The sequence below is a fragment of the Acinetobacter sp. YH16032 genome (assembly GCF_013417345.1).
Taxonomy (GTDB): Bacteria; Pseudomonadota; Gammaproteobacteria; order Pseudomonadales; family Moraxellaceae; genus Acinetobacter.
Genome location: NZ_VPEE01000017.1, coordinates 23,572 through 46,877 on the forward strand (window position 1 = coordinate 23,572; position 23,306 = coordinate 46,877).

Below are 23,306 nucleotides of genomic sequence, written 5' to 3' on the forward strand. Positions count from 1 at the left end.
CCGCTGGCCCATCCGATTCGCCATTCAATTATACGGTTTTCTTTTTAAACAGAAAGTGACCGATCACCCACTCGCGTCCATGCTCATAACCGAACAGCTCGGCACAGGCCATAAAGAAAATCCGCCAGCGTTGCCACCAGATTGCGGCATCCGCGCCATAAGTTTTTTCAAACAAGGGCTTTAGCTCGGCCTGTTTAGCATCCATATTTTCTAGCCAAGCATTTGCGGTACGTTCATACTGCGTACCCGCCCATTGCCAGTGCTGCTCTAATTGCAAATGCTGCTGGAAATGTAGAAAGGTCGACGCTGCCGGCATCAGTCCGCCACTAAAGAAATATTGCGACATCCAGTCGAATTCATTTTTCACTTCAAACGGATAATGCAGGAAACGGTGACAGAAAATATGGCACCAGAGCAGACCATCCGCTTTCAGCCAGCTGCTGATATTTTCAAACAGTTTCTGGTAGTTGCGCACATGTTCAAACATTTCCACCGAAACCACGCGGTCAAAGGACGCGGGTTCCAGTTGCAGCACATTGACGTCGCAGGTGATCACCGTCAGGTTCTGCAGTTTTTTCAGATGCGCCTGTTCCTGAATATACAGGCGCTGGGTCGAGGAATTCGACACCACCGTAATGTGAGCCTTGGGATAATGCTCGGCCATATACAGACTCAACGATCCCCAGCCACAGCCAATTTCCAGAATATCCTGTCCATCTTTTAACTGTGCACGCTGGCAATAGCTGGCAAGTGCCGCTTCTTCCGCCTGATCCAGCGTGGTATGAGTGTGTTCAAACAGGCTAGCGCTGTATTTCAGACGCTTGCCAAGCACCGCCTGGAAAAATGCGGTGGGCAGTTCATAGTGCTGTTCATTGGCTTTGTCAGTCTCGATGGCAATCTCGCTGCTTTTTAGCATGCTCAGCACATCCATATAGCGCTGGGCAGCCAATGGAGGATCAAATCGCCCTTCCTGTACCAGGCGTTTTTTGCTTAAAGTACGAATACCAGCACGGATCACCGCATCAGGCAGTTTGCCGCTTTCGACCAATTTTAAGGATTGTTGAATCATAAAGTCCATGTAGTTACCTACTCTTTGGGTGGCCACGGAATAAACATTGAAGTTCGTTGTTGGTAGTCTTTATAGTTATCGCCGCGATTTGCCAGCGCCTGTTGTTCACTAAAGGGAATCCCGGTGATGTAGTACAGAAACAGCCACATCAACAGTGGATATAGCCATAATTCATAGATGCCTGCCGCCAGGCCTAGAACTGGATAGGCAAACCAGTGCAGCCATTCAAAAAAATAGTTCGGATGGCGTGAATATTTCCACAGCCCTCGATCCATAGTTTTACCCGTATTGTGGGGATTGAGCTTAAAACGGAAAAGTTGCTGGTCAGCAACACTTTCCCCAATCAGTGCCAGCAACATGATTATGCCCGCCACAAGTACTGTAGGAGTGGTCCAGTCATTCCACTGCTGGGCTGGAATGTTCAGTAACTCCAGCATCGGGTAGGAAAACAACACCACAAGGCCGGCCTGAAACATGAAAAAGGCCAGAAAACCAAGATGTTGGTAATCGCCCATGGCCCGGCGCATATTCGCATAACGGGTATCTTCCTGGGTTTCATTGGCATAACGACGTAACAGATGCCAAGTCAGGCGTAAAAACCAGATGCCACTCGCGATTCCCAAGAACATGCGCACCAGCAGTGGTGCAGTTTCCATGACCCAGGCCGCAATGATGACATTGAGCGCAATATTAAAACTCCAAGCCACATCGACTAGGCCTGCTCTTCGGTTATAGGTCACCAGTAGCCAGCTACAGAACATAATAAAAACATTCAGCACCAGTAAACTCAGTAGCATGTCCGTCCTCCTATTTTTCTTGGATTAGTAGGGCACTGGCTTCAAACAACAGATGCACATCACTGATCACACCTTCCCTGAAACCACCTTCGCAATAACACAGATAAAAATCCCACATGCGGATAAAGCGCTCATCAAAACCAAGTTGTAGTACCTGATCACGCTGCTCCAGAAAACGCTGACGTCAGCAGTTCAGGGTTTGTGCATAGCTCTGGCCAATATCTTCCAGATGCTTGAGACGCAGTTTCTGTTCGGAAGCGGCTTGGGTCATGACACTGATACAGGGGATAAAACTACCCGGGAAGATATAGCGCTTGATGTAGTCCACGGTATTCAGGGCTTTGGCATAGCGTGCATCTTCAATGGTGATGGCCTGGATCAGGGCCAGACCATTCGGTTTTAGTAGCTCACGGCATTTATGAAAATAGGTCGGCAAATACTGCTCACCTACCGCCTCGATCATTTCAATCGACACCAGTTTGTCGTATTTGCCTTCTAGTAGGCGGTAATCTTTTAGTTGTACATCAACGCGATGTGACAGTCCGGCTGCAGCGATTCGGGCCACGGCTTCATCATACTGGGCCTTGGAAATGGTAATGGTGGTGACCTTGCAGCCATAATGCTGAGCCGCATAAATAGCAAAACCTCCCCAGCCACTGCCAATTTCAACTAAATGATCCATCGGTTGTAACTGCAGTTTTTGGCAAATCAGTTCTTTTTTATAATCGGAGGCCTGTTCCAGACTCATGCCCGGTTCTTTAAATACCGCACTGGAATACATCATGCTGCTATCCAGGAACAGCTTAAAAAAGTCATTGCTCAGGTCATAATGCTCGGCAATATTTTTACGGCTGCCATCAATTGAGTTTTTGCAGGATTTGTACCAGGTCTTTAATAATAACTGGCTGGCCTTGGCCAGCGCATTCTGGTTCATCCGGTCCAACACATCGCGGTTACGTGCCAGAATGCGAATCACATTAACCAGATCTTCACTGCTCCAGTAGCCGCGAATAAAACCTTCAGCAGCACCGAGTACGCCACTACGGAACAGCAGATCCATCAGCCTAGCATCATGCACCTGAATCACGGCATACAAATCACTGCTCTCTCCGACAATCCCGTTTCAGGCGCCTTTAAAAATCAGCTGACCATGACGTAATTTCAGCAGGTGGCGCAGTACCACCGGCAGTGTGCTTTGCTCTCCCATGAATAGTGTCTTCATCGCAATGTGTTTCCTTTTTCTTTTTTAGGATGTCGGTAAAACGGAATTTTCTTTTTCCATAAATGAAAGGCGTGCAGATAAATTCCGCTGACCATCCTGAAGGGTTCAAGAACTTTCAGTACAGCATAGCGATGCTGCTGTGAAGGAACCGTGATGGCCTGCAAGGAAAATTTCAGGGTGGCATCGAATTGCAAGATTCCCTGCTCAAACAGCTGCATATGAATCACGTTCTGCCGATCCGAAAAGCTGAATCGCCAGCGATAATCCAGCCCCATCGGCATGAATGGCGACACATGAAAGGCCTTCTTGAAGTCAAACTGGTGACTCTGGTACGGCGTATATTCAGTTGCATTGTACCGGCAGTCGTGGATATAGACCTGACGTTCATTCCACGGTGTATTGGTAATTTCGCTCAGCACAAAGATCAGTTGGTCGGTGCCATCAAAGACCAGATAAAACACCACAGAATTAAAGCGAAAGCCGAGTGTACGCGGCAGAGCCAAGACCCGGATGGACGCGGCATGCGCTAACAGGTAGTTTTCCCGCTTGATCAGCAGACGTGCCACCTTCTGCCTAATCGAACCACATTCCATGGTCAGAAAATCCCGTTCATCCAGGGTCAGGAAATTCCAGTGTTTGGAAGACCAGAGCCAGGATTTTTTGGTAAAGCTTGAGAGTTGATCCGGATCAAACCATAGATAGGTCAGTTGGCTCTCAAAAGCATGGGCTTTGGGCAGGTAACGGCGATGCCGGATTTCGGCAGCGCCAATCGCCAATGGATACATCTGCATTATGTGCTCCTAGGCTACCTACTCAGTCTGTTGCAATAGCTGATCGACTACCCGTGATGCGCTACGCGCCCCATCTTCGTGAAAGCCCCAGCCCCAATAAGCACCGCAGTATGAGGTCCGGTTCTGACCATTAACTTCGGCCCAGCGTTGTTGTGCCTCAATCGCTGGTGCATCAAATACCGGATGGCGGTAATGCCGTTCTACCCAGACTTTTTTCGGATCCAGGGTAAAATTAGGATTCAAGGTGGCAAAGACTTGGGTTTTGCATTGCAAGCTTTGTAGCTGGTTCATCCAGTAACTGAAACCATAGTGAATGCCATTGTGCTGAAATGGCGTTTGTTCAGTTGCCTGACTCGGGGTTACATGCACATGCCAACTGGCCCATTGGCGACGAGATTTGGGCATGATGCTGGTATCAGAATGCACCACCATGCGGTTATCCTGATAGCGGAAATTGCCGAGCACGTCCAGCTCCTGCGCGGACGGATCTTTTAGTAACTTCAGGCTGTCATCAGCATGGCTGGCAAATACAACCCAGTCAAAACGTTCGCTGCCCTGTGTCGTTTCAACCAGCACATCATTGGCACTCCGGGATACATTCAGAACACCCGTTTTGCGGAAGGTGATATTCGCCTGGGACTGAATCGCACGAACATAGCGAGCTGATCCCCCCTTGACCGTGAGCCATAAGGGACGGTCTTTCAATTGCAACATGCGATGGTACTGGAAAAAGCTTACCACGAACTTATAAGGAATCTGTCCAGCTTGTTCCACCGGACAAGACCACAGCGCTCCACACATCGGATAGAGATGTTCCTGACGGAAGGCTTCGGAATAGCCATGCTGATTCAGATATTCATCAATACTGAGCTGTGCATCAACCTGCTCGACATCCAGATCTTTATTCGCCGCATAGAAACGGAACAGATCCGACAACATCGCGCGAAAATCCGCCTTAAAAAAGTTTTGCGGTCTAAACAATAGCGAGAATTTTTTTGACGGATTGTACTGCAAGCCGCTGACCTGATTATTCACCGAAAAGCCCATGTCACTGCTTTGTGATTGAATCCCAAGTTCTTTCAGCATGGCACAGAACAGTGGATAGTTATGCTCATTAAACACAATAAAGCCGCTATCCACCGCGACCTGTTCACCGTCTATGTTGAGCTGATGGGTATCGGTATGACCGCCGAAGTAGTTATTCTTTTCGAAGACGGTCACGTCATGCACTTTGCTGAGTTTCCAGGCGGCATACAGACCGGAAATACCCGAACCAATAATCGCAATTTTCATGATGATTCCTTCGATTGAATTGTTTGAGTGCCTGCTGTAGCGGATTTTTTCTGTTTTCGAACTTGAGCAATTTTACTGACTTCATATATCCGTGCCGGAATGGGCTTAATTCCCCAGACTAGTCCGAACCAGGACATGAGTTTCAGCAGGTAATAGGTCACATCAATCTGCCACCAGTAAAAGCCCTGTCGGGTGCTACCAGCATAGTAGTGATGATTGTTATGCCAGCCTTCGCCTAAGGTGATGAGTGACAGAAATAAATTGTTACGGCTGTGATCATCCGTGTCAAAATCTCGGCTGCCATAATGATGCGCCACTGAATTGATACACAAGGTGGCATGGATCAGTAACACGGTAGACACGACAAAGCCCCACACTAGCAATTGCAGACCTGATGTACCAAGTTGCGGCCAGGTGATGGCCACCCACTCCCCGAGTGCATAAATTCCTCCCGCGGTCAGCAGCACCACAATTAAACTGAAGCGGTCCAGCCAGATCAGTTCCGGATATTTCAGCCAGTCCTTGATCACCTCTTTACGCGTAGCAAAATTATATTCATTCAGAAACCAGCCGACATGGCTATACCAAAAACCATGCGTGGATGAATGCGGGTCTTGCAAGGTATCGGTATAGCGGTGGTGATAACGGTGATGAGCTGCCCACCAGAGCGGACCACGCTGCGCACTCATGGTGCCCAGTAATACAAACAGGAACTGTACCGGGCGCGAGGTCTGAAAAGTTTTATGCGACAGATAGCGATGAAAAAAAGCCGTGATGGAAAACATGCGGATCAGGTAGAACAGCAGCATAAAGCCCAGTGCAAACCATGACACACCCACCCAGAACACGGCGAGACAGGCCAGATGCAGCAAAATAAAGGGAAAAATACGGACCCACTGAATCTTGCTGTTTTCAGCCGTCAGTGTTTCAGGCTGTGAGGTTGTAGACCAGCTATCTATCCATCGTATCAGACTTTTCAACATGGACTCATCCTAATTTTAAGTGACTGTCTTTATTCTATTTGATGTGTCTAATCAGTCAGATATGAATTTTCTGTGAAGTGAAAAAAAAGCCGAACTGTAAGAGTCTAGGCAGTTCGGCCAAAGGGTAGCAGATTAATGCGGTAATTTGATTAACTTTGTGATGTCGTAACCATAGTGTTTCGCAGTCTCCAGATACGACTGGTAGGTGGCTTCATCCAGTTGCGGTTCACGCGACAAAATCCACAGGTATTTACTGCTTGGTCCACCTACTAGCGCCACTTTATATTCCGGGTCAACTCTTAACACCCAATAATGACCTTTGGTAAAAGGCATCCAGCGCAAACCTGGGGGTAAGAAGCTGACCTTGAGTTTGCTGTTCCCTTCATTTTGTGGATAGGCAATACCTTCAGAGCTGATCATCTCGCCATTGGCAATACGGCAGCTATTTAATACCCCCATAGTCTGGTCAGCATTGACGCTATATTGTGCCGAGATATCCGATACGCAGTTACGCTGAAAATACATCGGTAAATGCGCGATTTCATACCACTTTCCCGCATACTTTTGGATATCGACCTGGTCGACTGCCTGAGGCGCAACCGTTTCTGCTTGTGTAGTAAAGTTTAAGCTGATTATCGCCAGCGTTGTCGCTGCAAAAACAGACTTGAATAGCATCTTCATTTTTAAGCCTTGTTTGATTCTAGGCTTAAGATAACTCAACAGCATGTGAACAAAGCGTGAAGACGAAATGATGTGATTCAGGAGGAGTGCTGCTAAAAAAGCCCTAGACTGGCTTCCGGGTTAAAGCCATTCTTTGCTGTCATCTGCCACAGGGGTACCATGCATCACATGCTGAATCATGGCATAGGCAATACTGCCCTTGAAGGGAATCTCAGGTAACTGATCAAACTTGAAAAATTGCGCGTCGCTCAGTTCATCTTCCTGAATCTGAATCTCACCCGAGTGATACTCTGCCCTGAAGGCCATCATCAGGTTGCTGGGAAACGGCCACGGTTGGCTGGCCAGATATTGAATATTCTTGATCTGTAACCCGACTTCTTCCAGCGTTTCACGGCGTACTGCCTCCTCCAAGGTTTCGCCGACTTCAACAAATCCTGCAATCAGGCTGTACATCTGAGTTTTATTGCGGGCATTTTTTGCCAGCAGAATTTCATCTGTACCCCGGGTAATGATGGTAATCACACAGGGATTCACCCGGGGATACTGGTTATAGCCACAGGATGGACAGACCATGGCATAATGGCTGGCGTGCTGCTGGGTGGCATGGCCACATTTGCTGCAAAAGCAGTGATTACGGCGCCACTCCAGTAACTGTACGGCACGGCTGGCCTGTTCAAACTGCGGCCTGCTCCAGACCTGCACCAGTTGCCGAATCGGGATTAGTTGATAACCCTCGGGTACTGGTTCATCTTCTTTTAGATCCCGTGCAATGACCTGGCCATTTTCAGAGAGGTCCAGGTCGTGCTGCAGTCTTTCCACTTGCGGCAACTGGAAATGATCATCCACCAGCAATTGCTGCTGTCTAAAAATATATGCTTTTGAATGCATGCTCATTACAATCCCCGGATTAAAAAAAATCCCATACAGAGGGGTGTATGGGACAAAACTAAGGAAGCTTACATGGAGTAACTTCATGGAAGATACTAGGCGCACGCTGCCTGAATTACAAGCATAATAATTTGTATCTTTTTGATTAAAATCACATAATTTTCACACCAATTATGAATTCAGAAATCATGCAAAGTAAGTTTCATCAACTGGCTTTAGCATTGTAGAGATGAACAGTCTTTTATTGCAGCAATTATGATTCCTATGCGATGTCAGAGGATCATGTGGTCGAGTTGAATTGATTCAACATACGGGTTGATCTTTATTTTCACAAAAAATTGAACTCTCTGAATTTACACTGCGCTATCTTTCATTGGGTCTGGAATAGCTATGCGTTTCGGTTTAATTCTGGGTGATCAGCTTCATCATCAGCTTGCTACACTCAAGACACTGGACCGTACCCGGGATGTGATCCTGATGGCCGAAGTTGTTGAGGAAGCCACTTATGTCACCCATCATCCGCAGAAAATTGCCCTGATTTTTAGCGCCATGCGTCATTTTGCCAAAGAACTCAAAGCAGAAGGCTGGCGTGTACGTTATCATGATTTTCAATCCGGCAGTCCGATTCGTAGCCTGCTGGATTTTGTGCAGGCACAGCAACAGCAGTTCCCCGTCACAGAACTGGTCATGACCCAATGCGGAGAATACCGTTTGCAGCAGCAAATTGAACAGCAGTGGAGCCAGCATCTGCAACTGCCGATACAGTGTCTGAATGACGAGCGTTTTTTCTGCAGTCCGGAGCAGTTCCGGCACTGGGCCAGCCGTTACCAGACACTGCGTATGGAGTATTTTTATCGGGAAATGCGTAAGCAGACCGGCTATTTAATGCAGGGACAGCAGCCGCTTGGACAGCAATGGAACTATGACAGTGCCAATCGCAAGGCCTGGTCAGGCAGTCCGCCATTGACCGCACAACTGCACTTTGAACGCGATCAGATTGATATGGATGTACTGGAACTGGTTGAACGCGAGTTTTCCCATCACCCCGGCAGCCTTGACGATTTCCGCTGGGCCACCACGCGCAGCAATGCCCTGCGTGCATTGGAGCATTTCATTACCTACAGTTTGCCGCATTTTGGCGATTATCAGGATGCTATGGTGCAGGGAGCAGACACACTGTTTCACAGCCTGCTCTCACCCTATTTGAACTGTGGCTTGCTGCTGCCCCGAGAAGTCTGTGATGCGGCAGAAGCGGTCTACCATGCCGGTCATGCACCGTTAAATGCAGTCGAAGGTTTTATCCGGCAGATTCTCGGCTGGCGCGAATATGTCCGCGGGATTTACTGGCTGTACATGCCGGAATATGCCAGCCGCAATGCCCTGCAGCACTCAACTCCGCTGCCGCAATTTTACTGGACCGGCCATACCCGGATGAACTGTATGGTGGAGTGTTTCCGCAATACCTTTCAGCATGCCTATGCGCATCATATCCAGCGTCTGATGGTGACCGGCAATTTTGCCCTGTTAACTGGTATAGACTCCCAGCAGATCAGCGAGTGGTATCTAGCAGTCTATGCCGACGCCTATGAATGGGTAGAACTACCGAACACCTTGGGCATGGTGATGCATGCCGATGGCGGATTGATGGCCAGCAAACCCTATGGGGCTTCGGGCAATTATATCCATAAGATGTCGGATTACTGCAAGCACTGTAGCTACAATGTCAAAACCCGTACCGAACCGGACAGCTGTCCTTTCAACAGCCTGTACTGGTATTTCATGATCCGGCATGAAGCGACATTCCGTACTCATCCACGTATGGGCATGATCTATCGACAGCTGGACAAGCTTAAAGATCGGCCGCAGATTATCAGCCATGCCCAGCAACTTCTTAGCCGGATTGATGAGTTATAAACCATGAAAAAACAGCATCTTCCTGAAAAAATCTGTATGCACTGTTTGCATCCTTTTACTTGGCGCAAAAAATGGCAACGCTGCTGGGAGGAAGTCAGATACTGTTCTGAACGATGTAAACGTGAGTCCAGACAGCGGTCAAAATCAAACGCTTAGAAACGCTTGTATTGCCGTGAACAATAGGCCCGTATCACGTCGGGTGAACGCAGTTGCAGATGTTTAGTTTTTCGGCCGGTGACGCGTTCACGCCACATTTTAAAACTCGATGCTTTCATATTTTGCCGCATCAAGCGGATCACCGCCGCTTCATTTAAACCATACTCACATAAAATAGCTTCAAAAGGAGTTCGATCTTCCCAAGCCATTTCTATAATTCTGGATAAGTCTTCTTCAGAAAATTGATTCATACTATTCTCGTTTTTAATCATCATGAAGCGTCAATAAGCTTTATCGACTTTAATTTGACTAAAAGAATAACAGTACAATCATGAATTTTTTGTGATTTTTCTCTAGTTTACGGACTCAGCACGAATAAAAGGGCTAGTTAAACTAGCCCTGTTAAGTCTTAGTTACCTCTACTCTATAAGTCGAATATCCATAAGGACTTAAAAGTAGAGGAATATGATAATGGCTGACACTTCCATCTACCTTAAAATTACAGGAACTTCAGGAAAGAAAGTATCTTGCTTATTTTTTTAAACCAGTCCTCAGTTTTAAAAGTAACTTTCTCTGTACACGACAAATTTCACAGAACTCTTATCCTATCAGGCATCTGCCTTCTTAAAATTGCCAGAATTTCCTTAAACTCTTCTTTTTTTCCAAAACCAATCAAACGTAGAATAGCCATTTGAACATAGTCCAAATCGTAGCGAAATAAACTCATTGAGAGTCGTCCATGCTTCTTTATTTTTATCGCTTTTTTCCGATCATGTTGCCATTCACCTGTGAATTAGCACCAACAGAAACTGATAGCTAGCACTGCTATCAATTTCTTGACTCGTCTAGGGTCTGTTAAACGAGTATTTTCAAGATTGAATCCTCGTCCTTTGAGACAACTGAATAAGGTTTCAATTTCCCAGCGTAATGCATAATCCTGAATAGCATTGGCATTAAACTGAGGAGAAACGACGAGTAAAAGCTCTCCATTTTCTAACTGTAGTGCACTCATATATAGTTTCACCCGACCAACCAAAATCCGTCGTTTACGACATTCAATTTGACCAAGTTGAAGATGGCGAAATAAATCACTAATTTTATGATTCTTCCCTAAATGATTGGTGACAATGAAGTTTTTTAACACGAATGCAGAAGTTGATGTCTTGTTCAATTAACCATGTAAACCACTGCTCACCGATAAACTCTCTGTCTGCGAACACATTCACAATACGGTCTTTACCAAAAATGGATATAAAGCGTTGAATCAAAGCAATCCGCTCTTTCGTATCTGAATTTCCACGTTTATTAAGCAATGTCCAAACGATAGGTATCGCTATTCCACGATAAACGATCGCAAGCATCAGGATATTAATATTTCGTTTTCCCCATTTCCAATTGGTTCTATCTAAAGTCAGTTGCACTTTGTCGAATGAAAATATATTGAAAATTAACTGAGAAATTTGACGATAATCGAAATACTGATCTGCAAAGAAGCGTTGTATACGTCGATAAAATGATTGTGGTAAGCACTTGATGGGTAAGGCTTTAGATGCAGAAGAAAGATTACATGTCTGTTTTACAATTAATGCAAGCATAATCATTGTAAAACATTTTACATGTGACTTGTTCCACTTTAGATATTTGTTTAAGATGAGATATAACTCATTGAAATTTGTCATCATATTCGTCGTCAGAAAACAAGTATTATGCCATTATTTCAATGAGTTATCTTTTTTGTCGTGTACAAAGAATCATTAGGCAACATTGGATTGCTACATCAGAATAAGTTTGATTTCGACCTTGCTTGCCCTTTGCTTGTGCATACTACTGAGTTTTTGAATCAAACCAAATGGCAATATTTCCACGATTAATAAGTGCGCGGTTGTATGTAGACCAATTGAGAGCACGGTAAATTTTAGGTGTGGGCTTATTCATTTGAAAATTATATTGTGGAATAAGCCCTTAGCGATAGGTTCGTGCAACAAAGCCAATTGAAACTGAAAGATTATACTGTAACTGATAATTACTGAATCAATTTTATGTATCCATCATAAATCAAAATGAGCTGTTTATCATAATTATTTGACTCAAAATTTGAGCCGAATATACACTATATTCTCATCACATTATTTAACTAGAAGAGTAATCATTATGTATGGTGATTGGATATGGAAACAAGTTAACTGGACAGCCTTCACATGGGATGACTATAAGATCCTACCTCTAACGAGACACATCCATCAAAAGGTCGGTATTTTACTCGGGCAAAGTCAACATAATCCTGAAAAAGAACACTTAACATTGGATAACTTAATTGCCAATCTTGTTTCTTCTTCTGCTATTGAAAATGAGACTCTCAATGTCTACTCATTACGATCGTCTTTAGCAAAACGCTTAGGTGTATCTCTAGAACAGCCTTATCCAAGCTCTGAACGTTCTGATGGATTGGCAGATATTATGTTCGATGCACTGAATAACTTTAACCAAGATTTGACGATTGAAAGATTATTCCAGTGGCACCAATGGCTCTTTAATGAAACTGATTGGACAATGCAACGGATTCGTGTTGGTCAGCTACGTGGACATGAGCCAATGCAAGTGGTTTCTGGTCGTATTGAGTATCCAACTGTACATTTTGAAGCCCCACCACGAATTGGGCTAGAGCAGCGACTTAATGAATTTATTGAATGGTTTAATGCAAGTAAATCCAATCATTTGCTTGATCCAATTATTCGAGCAGGTATTACTCATCTGTGGTTCGTAACTCTCCATCCTTTTGACGATGGTAACGGACGTATAACACGAACACTAACCGACCTTGCCTTAGCGCAAATGGATCAACAAAGTATCCGATTATACGCAATGTCACCTGTTATTTTGAATAAGCGAAAAAGCTATTACGAGGTACTTGAAGCCACGCAAAAAGGTGATTCTAATATCACTGAATGGCTATTTTGGTTTTTAGAAGCTCTTAATGAAAGTCTAGAGCAAACTTTAAAACGTATTAACAGAACACTTTTTAAAAGTAATTTTTGGAAAAAATACTCTGAAATTGACTTCCATGAAGGACAACGTAAAGTCTTAAACAGACTGCTAGATGGTGGTGAAAATGGCTTTGAAGATGGTATCAGTGCAGCACAATATCAAAAAGTTGCGAAAGTCAGTAAAGCTACAGCCACTCGCCATCTTACTGATTTATTAGAAAAAGGCTGTATTGTGAAATTAGAAGGTGGTGGGCGCAATACCAGATATCAAATTCATGCTTCATTGAATTAAATATGTAAGCATCCGGTGAACCCCATTGCCAAGTTTTAACGAGATTCATATGCCTTACAAAAAAATCTGAGATGGCGTCAATTGAACTCACATTTTAAACCATTGATTTCAAATATTAATTTATAATATAGAATTATATACCCAATTTTTACCCAAATTAGATTTAGTGTATTGAATCCTAAAATTAATTTTATTCAAAGTAGCTTTAGGATTTGAACTTGCGTACTGAGATTAACGCATGTAAATTGAATATAAAATGAAAAATCATAGCATTACTTTTTTATATTTCTGTTTTTCAAGTATCATTTGAGAATACAGCTGTAGGCATAAAGGTATGTTTAAAAATATTGATGCTTAAAAAAATTAGATTAGTATCATCCTCTCCCCCCCTAAGATTGTCAAAAATCTACAAGAAACTCTTAGTGTTCGTTAGACATACCACTCAAATATAATCGAAAGTAATGCTCTTACAATACTGGATACCAAAATCATTTTAGAAGGCATAACTGTTGGTGGAAATTCCGTGGCAACTTTAAAAAGTATTTATGTAAGACAACTATATTATAAAAATTAAAAAATCCATCACCTTGATCGACAAGATGATGGATTTGAAATCATTTTAATTTAACTCATATGCCCATTGAATCAGCAGTCTAAAAAAACCTGCAACAATGGCTAGACTGAGTACGCCACCCAGCCATAGCACAATAAACCACCCTGCTTGATTGAGCTTCATGATGATTCTCCTTAATGATAGCCATCATCGCCGACACGGACTTTATCGCGAAACACCCAATACGATAGTGCGGTATAGAACAAGATAATCGGGATCAATACCAATGTCCCAATCAAGGCAAATAGCTGACTACTTTGTGGTGCAGCAGCCTGCCAAATCGTGACAGACGGTGGAATGATATTTGGCCATAGACTGATGAGGAACCCTGTATAAGCCAACAGCACCAAGGCTAAGGTATAAATAAATGGTGCAAACTCCTGACGTCGTTTACAGGCACGTAATGCCAATACCGTAAACACCAACACTAAAATCGGCACAGGGCTAAAATAATACAGTTGAGGCAAGCTAAACCAACGACTAGCAATGTCTGCATGTACCATTGGGGTATAAATACTGACCGCACCAAAGATCACTAATAAGGCAATAATCAGTTTTGGCATGAGGCTAAACATATGCTCTTGTACCCGTGCATCGGTTTTAAAAATCAACCAACCACAGCCCAAAGTAGCATACAGCACCACCACCGCAATGCCGGTAAACATTGAAAATGGGGTCAACCAATCTAATCCACCACCACTATAAATACCATTGGTGGTTTCAATGCCTTGAATATATGCCCCTAAAATCATGCCTTGGAAAAATGAAGCGAGGATGGAACCCCAAATAAAGGCCTGATCCCATAAGTGTTTAGTTCGATTGGCTTTAAAGCGAAACTCAAATGCCACTCCACGGAAAATCAGCGAAATGACCATTAAGATAATCGGCATATATAGCGCAGAGAGCACAGTCGAATACACCAATGGAAAAGCGGCAAATAAGCCTGCGCCACCTAAGACCATCCACGTTTCATTCCCATCCCAAACCGGTGCGACGGTATTCATCATCACATCACGCTCTTGGCGGTCTTTCACCAAAGGAAATAAGATGCCAATCCCTAAGTCGAAACCATCGAGCACCACATAAATTAGCACCCCAACGGCAATGATCACCACCCAAATTAAGGATAAATCAATCATGGTTTTTCTCCTGCGGGGCTGCATCTAAGTCTTCATCAATGGTACTCATTGGACGATTCGACGCACGAATCACTTCCCCATCACTATGTGCTTGAGAATGAATAAACTGTGGTCCTTTGCCCATCATTTTCAGCATGTAATAAATCCCAATGCCAAACACAATGCAATACACAATCACAAAGATAATTAAGGTTAAACCGACTTGTTCTGCCGATACCGGTGACAAGGCATCTTTAGTACGCATCACACCATAGATAATCCACGGCTGACGACCGACTTCTGTGGTAAACCATCCCGCAAGTAAGGCAATAAAGCCTGAAGGTCCCATACATAAGGCAAATTTGTGTAGCCATTTCGACTCATAAAATTTCCCAGTTTTACGTAACCATGCACCCATTAGCGCAAGCAGAATCATCAAGACCCCCATACCCACCATGATGCGGAAGCTCCAAAACACCACGAGCGAGTTTGGTCGATCTTCAGGGGCAAATTCTTTTAAGCCTTTCACCTCACCATCTAGCGTGTGCGTCATGATAAGACTACCAAGATTCGGAATCCCAATTGCATACTTGGTTTCTTCAGCTTCCATATCCGGAATACCAAATAAATATAACGGCATGCCATGATCTTTATTGGTTTCCCAATGCCCTTCAATCGCAGCCAATTTGGCAGGTTGATGTTCTAAGGTATTTAGACCATGTAAATCACCGACAAACATTTGCAGTGGCGCAAGCGCTAAGATCATCCACATGGCCATGGAAAATGATTTTTTTACCAAGGCATCACGACGACCTTTGAGTAAATGCCAAGCTGCAGTGGCAGCAACCAATAGACCTGAAACCAAGAAAGCTGCCAATGCCATATGCGCTAAACGGTATGGAAAGGACGGGTTAAAGACAATTTCAAACCAATCTTGCGGCACGATAATGCCATTTTCAAAGGTGAAGCCTTGTGGGGTTTGCATCCAACTGTTGGACGACAAAATCCAAAACATGGAAATGCAGGTGCCGATGGCCACCATGAGGGTAGCAAAGAAATGGGTTTTGGGTCCGACCCGCCCCCAACCAAACAACATGATGCCCAAAAAGCCAGCTTCTAAGAAGAATGCACTGAGCACTTCATAACTAAGTAAAGGCCCTGTAACACTCCCGGCAATACGGGAAAATTCACTCCAGTTGGTGCCAAATTGGTAGCTCATTACTACGCCAGAGACCACGCCCATCCCGAACGATAATGCAAAAATCTTGATCCAAAATTGGAATAAATCTCGGTACAGAGGGTCATTGGTTCTTAGCCATCGCCACTCTAGAACAGCAAGAAAGCTTGCAAGTCCAATGGAAATGGCAGGAAAAATAATATGAAACGAAACTGTAAAAGCGAATTGAATCCGCGCCAATTCGAGCGCTGTTAAACCTAAATTCATGTCGTCACCTTATTGTGAAATTGTGTGGTGATTGCGGTTCAAACTTAAGTCTAGAACCGAAGACTTGTTTACACTGTCGCAAGCCTGTTGAGCTCTGTCAGTAAACTGTATCTCTACGCTTTTTCGACAGACGAACGTATTCAGTCTGCGGTCAACAGACAACAAAAAAATTAAATTCATGTGATTACACTATATAACGTTAATCTATGAAGTTCGATTAAAAACTTCCATACAAAACCAGTTCTAAAGTGTTAAAGGTGGGGCTCGCCCTTGGGGCAGTAGATAAAGCCTTTTCAGCGAAAAATAGACATGCCGAAAAGCGTCTTGATAAGACGTCAATCGAACCTGAATTCTATCGATAATTTCGTGCAGATTAAAATCAAAAGGAAGGACCACATCACCATAGACTTTACAGTACTGGCATTGGTGGTTTTGCCAATTATGATCATCGTGCTCATGATGATCGTGAGTCAGATGATGCACTAGTTCATGATAGGTCTGGTGAATGTGTTGGTGTTTTTCTGGGGACAATAAATTATGTGTAATAGACAGACACACCGGAACAATTTGAAATTCTTCGGGTAATAGTGGTTGTAAATATACTACGATTTGCAAAAGTAAGGTCGCAATTGCAAGACACAGTCCACTCTGTCTGAGCAACATATTCTCTCAACGTATACCAACACAAGCAATATGCTTAGAAAAGCAATGCTGGCTTGAAATCCGAGGGCTCAAGTCAGCTTTATAGAACTAATATAGCTAAAAAAATACGATCTTTAAAGTGAATATTCACTTTAAAGATATAAATATGAATATTTAAGATAAAGATGTAATCTGCGCATAAATAATTGTAGTTACAATTATTTATGCTTTAAAGAAATTCAATGGCAACTTCAGATAAGACACGCCATTTGCTTCAGGCTCAGGAAAATGCCCTGCAAGCATATTGATTTGAATCGAAGGCAAAATCAATTTGGGCATACTCAAGGTAGCATCGCGCTGATTACGCATCTGAACAAATTCAGCCTTAGTGGTACCTTCATGAATATGAATATTGTGCTGTTTTTGGGTTTGAATATCGGTTTGGCAGTGATATTCATCACGCGTCTTTGGCAAATAATCATGACACAAAAATACGCGAGTCGTTTCTGGCAATTGATACAGGGTTTGCACCGAATCAAACAAGGTGTCTGCACTACCCCGTGGGAAATCACAACGTGCGGTACCATAGTCCGGCATAAACAAAGTATCACCGACAAACACGGCGTCACCCACGACATAACTTAAACATGCCGGCGTATGCCCCGGTGTTGGGATGTTATATGCCTCGAGCTCACCAATATGAAAATATTCATGATCATCAAATAAATAATCAAATTGTTGCTGAGCATTAAACTGCTTGATGTCTAGGTTATAAATGGCACTAAAGGTCTCTTGTACCAACGCAATATGATGACTCATGGCAATTTTGCCACCCAATACCGACTTTAAATACTGCGCGGCAGTCAAATGATCGGCATGTACATGGGTTTCTAAAATCCATTCCACTTGCAAATCTTGTGCTTTAACATACGCAATGATTTGATCAGCATGGGTCGTTGAGGTGGTTGCAGAAGACGCATCATAGTCCAAGACACTGTCAATGATGGCACAGAGCTTGGTCGCTGGATCAGTCACCACATAACTAAAGGTATTAGTCGCTTGGTCAAAAAAATCCTGAACAATCGGGCGTTGCATGGTTAAGCTCCTGACCATTTACGGTGAATCAATACACCTGCAAGCATGGCAACAATAAAATACAGCACTTGATAATGCCCTAAACCAATTAAAGTGAAACTTGGTGCTGGGCAAACACCAGCAATACCCCAGCCTGCACCAAACATTAACGCACCTGTAATCAGTTTTACATCAATTTTATTGTTACGTGGTAAATCAATCGGTTGATTAAATACTGTGGTTGGCGCACTACTACGCAACGCTTTTTGGAATGGTATAAATGCCACTGTAATTGCGCCCATCATGACAAAAGCAAGACTCGCGTCCCAGTTGCCGAATAGATCTAAAAAGTCGATGACTTTTTGCGGATTAGACATACCTGAGAACATCAAGCCCACTGAAAAGAGCGAACCAAATACAAAAGCCAAAACGTTTTTCATTTTAGAATGCTCCAATCAAGTGACGAACGATATATACAGTCACAAAGCCTGCGAACATAAAAGTCATGGTGGCAATGATGGAACGTTTAGATAATCGGCTGATCCCACAAATACCGTGACCACTGGTACAACCTGAACCTAAGCGGGTACCAAAACCCACCAGTAAACCAGCAATAATCATCATTATTGGGCTAGCAGACACGATAATCTCTGGTTGTACAAAAAGACCATAAATAAATGGCGTGATGATCAAGCCTAAAAGAAACCACACTGCAGGCGTTTTAAAAATCGTCTGTGGATTCAGTACCTGCGCAATCAAACCACTGATGCCTGCAATACGACCATTCACATACAGATACCCTACTACTGCAATGCCTAACAGGGTACCGCCAAGAAACGCTATTACAAAATCATGCATAGTTAACGCGCCATAAATAATATTTAAACTTATATTATATAAGTTTGTATATTAATCAAGTCATTTTATGTTATTATCTCGACATACTTTTCTCCCTTTGCTTTTTCTCATTCAGGTTAGACGTTATGAACATCACAATCGATAACTTAAAAATTGAATTTACGCAGGTCGATACCGTTTCCAATTGCTTGAAAGTGTTATCGAATCCTGACCGATTAAAAATTTTATGTGTATTGATCCATGGCGAATTGAATGTTCAGCAAATTGAGGAATGTACCGATATTCATCAGCCGACTCTGTCACAACAATTGACCGTTTTACGGAACAATAAAATTGTCTCGACACGTCGCGAAGGCAAACAAATTTATTATCAATTAGCAGACCCTAAAGTGCTGGGCATTATGCAAACGCTGTATCAATTGTACTGTCAGGAATAAACATTTTTGTGCATGCCCTCTTGTCTGGAAGCTCAGCCAAGTTTAGTAAATCCAAAATGAGATGATCAGTAAAAACCCGGTCAGCATGGTAAATAAATTCAGCCATACGGGATGTTGGGTCTGATAATCCTCAATAAATTCTTGTTCGGTTAATGAGCGCAACCCTCGACGATATTGCAAAATTGAGGCAAAGTTCACCAATAAACCAAACACAATCACGGCAATGCCCAGCCACTGTCCATAGATAATTTTGTGCTGATATTGCTCAGAGTGCAGTAGTTGTAGCAATACATTTGATTTTTCAATCAAAAAACCAAAGGCTATCAGCGCTAAACCACTGCGATTCCATGCCAATGCCGTACGTTCCAAAGCAAACAATACCCGTGGATCTTGTAAATTTGACATTGTGCCCCCTGATGTTTAAGTGGTTGATGTTGAGCTTAGCATGATCTTAGACGGGCTATTGTGTTGGCTTGGTGAGCATCTATTTTACTTATTTTTCAAAGATTTCTTTGAGATCACTCGGCATCCCTTGTGCAGACTGGAAGTTACCCTTGCTATCACGCCAAGCAATGGAGGGTGTTGAGAAGAAACCATATTTGCCCATTAAATTTTGGTTAAAATCAATTTTTTCTGCTATCTCTACAGGAATATTTTCTGCTGGTTTAAGGCGCTTTTTGCCACGATTGACATTGATATCATGAAATACCGCTGTTGGATTTTTTGACATCAGTAAAGTTGCCACCTGAGCACGGCTTTCTTCACGAATCACACCCACTTGAACATGACGCAATTGAACCTTGCCTGACTCTACCCAAGGACGTGCTTCTTGCCAAAATTTATGGCAATACGGGCAATTGGGATCTGAGAATACATAGACAATACGTGGCGCATCGGTTTTGCCATCTTGAATCCAGGTTGAATCTTCTAATGTTTTCCATACATTATCTAAAATGGCTTTTTTCATATGCGTTTCAATTTGGCTGTTGGAAAGACTATTTCCTTGGGCATCAAACAACTCGCCTTTGATGTAATACTTGCCATCATTGGAAATAAAAATGGTATTGGAATATTGGTCTTCATGCCCCACCCAACCCGTTAAACCTTCAGGTGCAGGAATTGGTTTGACAAATTGAAAGCCTTCTTTTTCGAGTTGTTTTTTAATGGCATTCGGATTGGCACTGACACCACATGCCACCGTCAACAGTGTTCCGATAAGTAAACTGGTTTTAAGTAAAGTATTCATGATGCATATCCTATGATCAATTTATGGATTCATTTTCTTTAAGTATTGTTGCAACATCGCTTGACTGAGTTCGCCTTGATGACGCGCAATCAACTGACCTTGTGCATTGAAAAATAAGGTAGTGGGTAAACCTAAACTGTTCACTGCTTGTGGCATTTCACCCTGCACATCTAGCAGAACGTGTTTAAAACTGAAGTGATGTTTTGTGAGATAAGCACGGACGGTATCGACCTCTTCCCCTTGATTGAGCATGACAAAATGCACCTCAGGATATTGATCCTGCGCATGCTGTAATACGGGCATTTCACGATGACACGGCGGGCACCAACTCGCCCATAAATTCACAACCGTCGGCTGACCTTGAAATTGTTTTAGCGCAATGATTTCTGACGGATCTTGATGGGCAAGCTTCAGACTTGGAAAACTCAAACTTGGATAATGGCTATCTTGATACATGATTTTTTGTACTGCCCATCCTGCCCCCATAAGCATGACAAAGATCAGTAATAAAATGGCCTTGGCTTTTTTTGTCATGGCTGAGTTTTTCCACCAAAACCACGCACTTCCTGTCAGCACACCGCCTATTAGATGAAAACCTTTGTCTTGAATTTTCAGCATATCAATGGGCGATGCGAGATAAGACTCCATATTCAATCCAATAAAGATCAAGCGTGCACCGAGTAATCCGATCCAAACACTGCTCCAAATCGAATCTTGGAAACGCTGTTGGATTTCGGTTGACCACTGTTCTTGTTGCCCGATTTTTCGTCCAACCATGGCAGTGATCAGCAAAGCCAACACCAAACATAACAATGCCCATGGCAACATCAAGGGTCCAAGATGCAGTGCTTCATTCGAAATCATGGCGGTGTACCTCGGTTTAATCGGCTCAAGAGTTGCGCTGCACTAAAGGTACCCGTCAAACGTAGATTGCGCTGTTCTTGATGCTGTACATCTAAGAAAATCATGGTTGGAGGTCCTAAAATCTGCCAGTCTTTCAGCACAATATCTTGACTTGCTTCATATTCGGTTAAATCGAGTTTGATTCGAGCAACAGCATCTAAAGCTGTTTGTACATCGGCACGAGGTAACACCTCTTTTTCAATCGGCTGACAAGCCACACACCAATCGGCATACACATCTATGAGCACTGCTTGTCCTTTGACTTTATTGAGTGCCTGTTCAAGCTCAGCTTGGGTACGTACTTTTTGCCATGCGACTAATGTTGTGGCTTGTGTCGTATTCAGTTGTGACCATGCTTGCGTGACATACCATCCACCCGATATTGCGGTCGCTAAGCTCATAGCAATCAACAGCAGTTGCATCGGCATTTGCAAAATATGCGGACGTATCTTCCATAAAATGTAAACCGTGATACTAATGCATAAGAGTCCCATCAACATCAAATAAACCACACTCGGCAGTAAAGGACGCAGAAAATACACCGCCAACAACAGCATGACAAAACCGAAAGTGAATTTCAGACGATCCATCCACACGCCTGGTTTTGGTAAGTACTGTGCACCAAACACACAGGCAATCAACAATGGTAAGCCCACACCTAGACCTAGAATAAACAGGTAACTAGCCCCCATCCACGGTTCAGGCAATTGCGCAACAAACAGCAAAGCCCCTGCCAATGGCGCACTCATACAGGGTCCGACAATTAGCGCAGAGATCATGCCCATAATGAATGAACCCCATAAGGTTCCACCTTTTTGTCGTTGTTGCCATTGATCTAAACGCTGTAATACACCTTGTGGTAAAGACAACTGGAATACGCCAAATAAATTCAATGCAAACAGCACGAACATCACGGCAAACACCCCAATAAAGATGGGACTTTGTAACCAACGTTGGAAGTTATAGCCGAGTCCTGCCACAGCTAAACCCATCAAGGCATAAATCAATGCCATTCCGACCACAAAGACACCAGCAATCATGCCGGCACGATAGCCACGATGACGTTGCACTAAAATACTGGATAAGATCGGAATCAATGGTAAGGAACAAGGTAAGAATGCGAGCAATATCCCTAAACCTAAAAAAATGATCAGATTCAGTGCAATATTGTCTGTTGAAAGTAAATAAAAGAAGTACTGGTCGTTGTTCCAATCGGCCTGCTTCGTACGCTGTTCAGCATTCGTTGTAGTCACAGATTCAAAACTTGCCTGCATCATCAAGGCATCATCTAGCTCTGGCGCACTAGCTTCGCTAGGTTCTGTTAAAGCAGTCACTTCAGAAGAGGGACTTAAACCATTCTCATCCTCTTTGACTTCTGCTGTATTTGCTGGCGTTACAACTGTTACAGTTTCAGTGTTTTTCGCCTGGAGTTCTACAGGTATTGCAGTATTGGGTAATGACGACGATGTGACTGCATCTAATAATTTCTTTTGCGTTGTACTTTGCTGACTCAGCTTGCTTTCAGGCAATAATCCATCGGCATCGGTGTGAATGGTTGTACGCTGTACTGGATAACATAAGCCACTTTCGGCACAGCCTTGCCATTCGATTTTATAGCTTTGATTGGGTTGCATGGCGACAGTCGCTTGCACTTGCCCATAATGTACTTCGGTCATGCCGAAATTGGGGTCATCTTTTTGCTGTGGACGAGGCAGTTGCAGTGATAATGCTTTGCCATTTTCAATGACTTTAAGCTGATCATGATATAGATAATATCCATCAGCAATACGCCACGTGAAACTGGCTTGGTCTTGAGCTGTGGATACAGCTTGAAAAGAAAATGCTTGATCAGGGGGTAAAAAATCAGCGGATGCACTTTGCATACTCAAAATGCTGAATAT

Annotated in this window: 23 protein-coding genes and 4 pseudogenes; 4 read left to right on the plus strand and 23 right to left on the minus strand. The window is 43.5% G+C overall.

All coding sequences use genetic code 11. The features are described 5' to 3' along the window. Positions 1–28: 28 nt before the first annotated feature. The 8 genes and pseudogenes from FTV32_RS10050 to nudC all read right to left on the minus strand — a co-directional run bounded on the left by FTV32_RS10050 (position 29) and on the right by nudC (position 7,730). On the minus strand, positions 29–1,078 hold the full coding sequence (locus FTV32_RS10050) for a cyclopropane-fatty-acyl-phospholipid synthase family protein (protein ID WP_180028554.1): 1,050 nt from the start codon (positions 1,076–1,078) through the stop codon (positions 29–31). Between the two features lie 8 nt (positions 1,079–1,086). Then, positions 1,087–1,866 carry a DUF1295 domain-containing protein gene (locus tag FTV32_RS10055; protein WP_035269019.1) on the minus strand — a complete coding sequence of 260 codons (780 nt, stop codon included), beginning with the start codon at positions 1,864–1,866 and terminating at the stop codon, positions 1,087–1,089. 10 nt (positions 1,867–1,876) lie between these two features. Beyond that, positions 1,877–3,088: pseudogene (locus tag FTV32_RS10060) on the minus strand (class I SAM-dependent methyltransferase). Beyond that, a complete protein-coding gene (locus FTV32_RS10065; RefSeq protein WP_035269016.1) occupies positions 3,085–3,879 on the minus strand; it encodes a DUF1365 domain-containing protein in 795 nt (264 codons plus the stop codon). Before FTV32_RS10065 ends, FTV32_RS10060 begins: the two are co-directional and overlap by 4 nt. An 18-nt stretch (positions 3,880–3,897) precedes the next feature. Then, positions 3,898–5,172 carry an NAD(P)/FAD-dependent oxidoreductase gene (locus FTV32_RS10070; protein ID WP_035269014.1) on the minus strand — a complete coding sequence of 425 codons (1,275 nt, stop codon included), beginning with the start codon at positions 5,170–5,172 and terminating at the stop codon, positions 3,898–3,900. Then, positions 5,169–6,155, minus strand: coding sequence for an acyl-CoA desaturase (locus FTV32_RS10075; RefSeq protein WP_035269012.1), 987 nt, complete (start codon positions 6,153–6,155; stop codon positions 5,169–5,171). Before FTV32_RS10075 ends, FTV32_RS10070 begins: the two co-directional genes overlap by 4 nt. A gap of 132 nt (positions 6,156–6,287) precedes the next feature. Continuing rightward, positions 6,288–6,836 (minus strand): lipocalin family protein, encoded by a 549-nt coding sequence (locus tag FTV32_RS10080; protein ID WP_035269004.1) that lies wholly within the window; start codon positions 6,834–6,836, stop codon positions 6,288–6,290. Between the two features lie 120 nt (positions 6,837–6,956). Beyond that, positions 6,957–7,730, minus strand: a complete 774-nt coding sequence (gene nudC / locus FTV32_RS10085) for an NAD(+) diphosphatase (protein WP_035269049.1) — start codon at positions 7,728–7,730, stop codon at positions 6,957–6,959. 384 nt (positions 7,731–8,114) lie between these two features. Between nudC and FTV32_RS10090 the strand changes: the two genes are divergently transcribed. Together FTV32_RS10090 and FTV32_RS10095 are read left to right on the plus strand one after the other, a co-directional pair. Further along, positions 8,115–9,638 (plus strand): cryptochrome/photolyase family protein, encoded by a 1,524-nt coding sequence (locus tag FTV32_RS10090; protein WP_035269001.1) that lies wholly within the window; start codon positions 8,115–8,117, stop codon positions 9,636–9,638. 36 nt (positions 9,639–9,674) lie between these two features. Then, on the plus strand, positions 9,675–9,794 hold the full coding sequence (locus FTV32_RS10095) for a DUF2256 domain-containing protein (protein WP_373683342.1): 120 nt from the start codon (positions 9,675–9,677) through the stop codon (positions 9,792–9,794). On the opposite strand, the gene FTV32_RS10100 is transcribed toward FTV32_RS10095, so the two are convergent. The 4 genes and pseudogenes from FTV32_RS10100 to FTV32_RS10115 all read right to left on the minus strand — a co-directional run. Continuing rightward, positions 9,791–10,045 (minus strand): TIGR03643 family protein, encoded by a 255-nt coding sequence (locus tag FTV32_RS10100; protein ID WP_004976999.1) that lies wholly within the window; start codon positions 10,043–10,045, stop codon positions 9,791–9,793. The two genes, FTV32_RS10095 and FTV32_RS10100, sit on opposite strands and share 4 nt — an antisense overlap. 151 nt (positions 10,046–10,196) lie before the next feature. Further along, positions 10,197–10,365, minus strand: a pseudogene (locus FTV32_RS10105) (hydroxyisourate hydrolase); the annotation flags it as partial. A gap of 18 nt (positions 10,366–10,383) precedes the next feature. Next, positions 10,384–11,473: pseudogene (locus tag FTV32_RS10110) on the minus strand (IS4 family transposase). Positions 11,474–11,543: 70 nt separating this feature from the next. Next, positions 11,544–11,729 (minus strand): annotated as a pseudogene (locus tag FTV32_RS10115) (transposase); the annotation flags it as partial. A 216-nt stretch (positions 11,730–11,945) separates the two neighbouring features. On the opposite strand from FTV32_RS10115, the gene FTV32_RS10120 reads away from it, so the two are divergent. Continuing rightward, positions 11,946–13,070, plus strand: coding sequence for a Fic family protein (locus FTV32_RS10120; RefSeq protein WP_035268891.1), 1,125 nt, complete (start codon positions 11,946–11,948; stop codon positions 13,068–13,070). A gap of 619 nt (positions 13,071–13,689) precedes the next feature. Here FTV32_RS10120 and FTV32_RS10125 read toward each other — a convergent pair. The 7 genes from FTV32_RS10125 to FTV32_RS10150 form a co-directional block, all read right to left on the minus strand. Further along, entirely contained in the window at positions 13,690–13,806 is a 117-nt protein-coding gene (locus FTV32_RS10125) for a DUF2474 family protein (RefSeq protein WP_081403287.1), read from the minus strand. 11 nt (positions 13,807–13,817) lie between these two features. Continuing rightward, a complete protein-coding gene (gene cydB / locus FTV32_RS10130) occupies positions 13,818–14,822 on the minus strand; it encodes a cytochrome d ubiquinol oxidase subunit II (RefSeq protein WP_180028555.1) in 1,005 nt (334 codons plus the stop codon). Then, a complete protein-coding gene (locus FTV32_RS10135) occupies positions 14,815–16,245 on the minus strand; it encodes a cytochrome ubiquinol oxidase subunit I (protein ID WP_035268871.1) in 1,431 nt (476 codons plus the stop codon). The genes cydB and FTV32_RS10135 overlap by 8 nt, the downstream gene beginning before the upstream one ends. 243 nt (positions 16,246–16,488) lie before the next feature. Continuing rightward, positions 16,489–16,908, minus strand: a complete 420-nt coding sequence (locus tag FTV32_RS17495; RefSeq protein ID WP_373683340.1) for a DUF2946 domain-containing protein — start codon at positions 16,906–16,908, stop codon at positions 16,489–16,491. 201 nt (positions 16,909–17,109) lie between these two features. Next, the gene (locus FTV32_RS10140) at positions 17,110–17,982 is read right to left on the minus strand and encodes an MBL fold metallo-hydrolase (protein WP_180028556.1); all 873 of its coding nucleotides are present in this window, start codon (positions 17,980–17,982) and stop codon (positions 17,110–17,112) included. Positions 17,983–17,984: 2 nt separating this feature from the next. Continuing rightward, entirely contained in the window at positions 17,985–18,401 is a 417-nt protein-coding gene (locus tag FTV32_RS10145; protein WP_035268856.1) for a DUF6691 family protein, read from the minus strand. 1 nt (position 18,402) lies between these two features. Beyond that, positions 18,403–18,819: a YeeE/YedE family protein gene (locus tag FTV32_RS10150; RefSeq protein ID WP_035268854.1), complete on the minus strand. Its 417-nt coding sequence runs from the start codon at positions 18,817–18,819 to the stop codon at positions 18,403–18,405. Between the two features lie 125 nt (positions 18,820–18,944). On the opposite strand from FTV32_RS10150, the gene FTV32_RS10155 reads away from it, so the two are divergent. After that, positions 18,945–19,256 carry a metalloregulator ArsR/SmtB family transcription factor gene (locus FTV32_RS10155; protein ID WP_035268852.1) on the plus strand — a complete coding sequence of 104 codons (312 nt, stop codon included), beginning with the start codon at positions 18,945–18,947 and terminating at the stop codon, positions 19,254–19,256. Between the two features lie 42 nt (positions 19,257–19,298). On the opposite strand, the gene FTV32_RS10160 is transcribed toward FTV32_RS10155, so the two are convergent. From FTV32_RS10160 to dsbD, 4 genes are all read right to left on the minus strand, one after another. Continuing rightward, positions 19,299–19,661, minus strand: a complete 363-nt coding sequence (locus tag FTV32_RS10160) for a YidH family protein (RefSeq protein ID WP_035268851.1) — start codon at positions 19,659–19,661, stop codon at positions 19,299–19,301. An 88-nt stretch (positions 19,662–19,749) separates the two neighbouring features. Beyond that, positions 19,750–20,502: a thiol:disulfide interchange protein DsbG gene (gene dsbG / locus FTV32_RS10165; protein ID WP_100355929.1), complete on the minus strand. Its 753-nt coding sequence runs from the start codon at positions 20,500–20,502 to the stop codon at positions 19,750–19,752. 21 nt (positions 20,503–20,523) lie between these two features. Further along, the gene (locus FTV32_RS10170; protein WP_035268845.1) at positions 20,524–21,366 is read right to left on the minus strand and encodes a TlpA disulfide reductase family protein; all 843 of its coding nucleotides are present in this window, start codon (positions 21,364–21,366) and stop codon (positions 20,524–20,526) included. Beyond that, positions 21,363–23,288, minus strand: coding sequence for a protein-disulfide reductase DsbD (gene dsbD / locus FTV32_RS10175; RefSeq protein ID WP_155756990.1), 1,926 nt, complete (start codon positions 23,286–23,288; stop codon positions 21,363–21,365). Before dsbD ends, FTV32_RS10170 begins: the two co-directional genes overlap by 4 nt. Between the last annotated feature and the right edge of the window lie 18 nt (positions 23,289–23,306).

Coding starts and splice junctions, on each gene's coding strand:
- FTV32_RS10050 (WP_180028554.1), bottom strand. CDS start 1,078: ATGGACTTTATGATTCAACAATCCTTAAAATTGGTCGAAAGCGGCAAA.
- FTV32_RS10055 (WP_035269019.1), bottom strand. CDS start 1,866: ATGCTACTGAGTTTACTGGTGCTGAATGTTTTTATTATGTTCTGTAGC.
- FTV32_RS10065 (WP_035269016.1), bottom strand. CDS start 3,879: ATGCAGATGTATCCATTGGCGATTGGCGCTGCCGAAATCCGGCATCGC.
- FTV32_RS10070 (WP_035269014.1), bottom strand. CDS start 5,172: ATGAAAATTGCGATTATTGGTTCGGGTATTTCCGGTCTGTATGCCGCC.
- FTV32_RS10075 (WP_035269012.1), bottom strand. CDS start 6,155: ATGTTGAAAAGTCTGATACGATGGATAGATAGCTGGTCTACAACCTCA.
- FTV32_RS10080 (WP_035269004.1), bottom strand. CDS start 6,836: ATGAAGATGCTATTCAAGTCTGTTTTTGCAGCGACAACGCTGGCGATA.
- nudC (WP_035269049.1), bottom strand. CDS start 7,730: ATGAGCATGCATTCAAAAGCATATATTTTTAGACAGCAGCAATTGCTG.
- FTV32_RS10090 (WP_035269001.1), top strand. CDS start 8,115: ATGCGTTTCGGTTTAATTCTGGGTGATCAGCTTCATCATCAGCTTGCT.
- FTV32_RS10095 (WP_373683342.1), top strand. CDS start 9,675: ATGCACTGTTTGCATCCTTTTACTTGGCGCAAAAAATGGCAACGCTGC.
- FTV32_RS10100 (WP_004976999.1), bottom strand. CDS start 10,045: ATGAATCAATTTTCTGAAGAAGACTTATCCAGAATTATAGAAATGGCT.
- FTV32_RS10120 (WP_035268891.1), top strand. CDS start 11,946: ATGTATGGTGATTGGATATGGAAACAAGTTAACTGGACAGCCTTCACA.
- FTV32_RS10125 (WP_081403287.1), bottom strand. CDS start 13,806: ATGAAGCTCAATCAAGCAGGGTGGTTTATTGTGCTATGGCTGGGTGGC.
- cydB (WP_180028555.1), bottom strand. CDS start 14,822: ATGATTGATTTATCCTTAATTTGGGTGGTGATCATTGCCGTTGGGGTG.
- FTV32_RS10135 (WP_035268871.1), bottom strand. CDS start 16,245: ATGAATTTAGGTTTAACAGCGCTCGAATTGGCGCGGATTCAATTCGCT.
- FTV32_RS17495 (WP_373683340.1), bottom strand. CDS start 16,908: ATGTTGCTCAGACAGAGTGGACTGTGTCTTGCAATTGCGACCTTACTT.
- FTV32_RS10140 (WP_180028556.1), bottom strand. CDS start 17,982: ATGCAACGCCCGATTGTTCAGGATTTTTTTGACCAAGCGACTAATACC.
- FTV32_RS10145 (WP_035268856.1), bottom strand. CDS start 18,401: ATGAAAAACGTTTTGGCTTTTGTATTTGGTTCGCTCTTTTCAGTGGGC.
- FTV32_RS10150 (WP_035268854.1), bottom strand. CDS start 18,819: ATGCATGATTTTGTAATAGCGTTTCTTGGCGGTACCCTGTTAGGCATT.
- FTV32_RS10155 (WP_035268852.1), top strand. CDS start 18,945: ATGAACATCACAATCGATAACTTAAAAATTGAATTTACGCAGGTCGAT.
- FTV32_RS10160 (WP_035268851.1), bottom strand. CDS start 19,661: ATGTCAAATTTACAAGATCCACGGGTATTGTTTGCTTTGGAACGTACG.
- dsbG (WP_100355929.1), bottom strand. CDS start 20,502: ATGAATACTTTACTTAAAACCAGTTTACTTATCGGAACACTGTTGACG.
- FTV32_RS10170 (WP_035268845.1), bottom strand. CDS start 21,366: ATGATTTCGAATGAAGCACTGCATCTTGGACCCTTGATGTTGCCATGG.
- dsbD (WP_155756990.1), bottom strand. CDS start 23,288: ATGCAAAGTGCATCCGCTGATTTTTTACCCCCTGATCAAGCATTTTCT.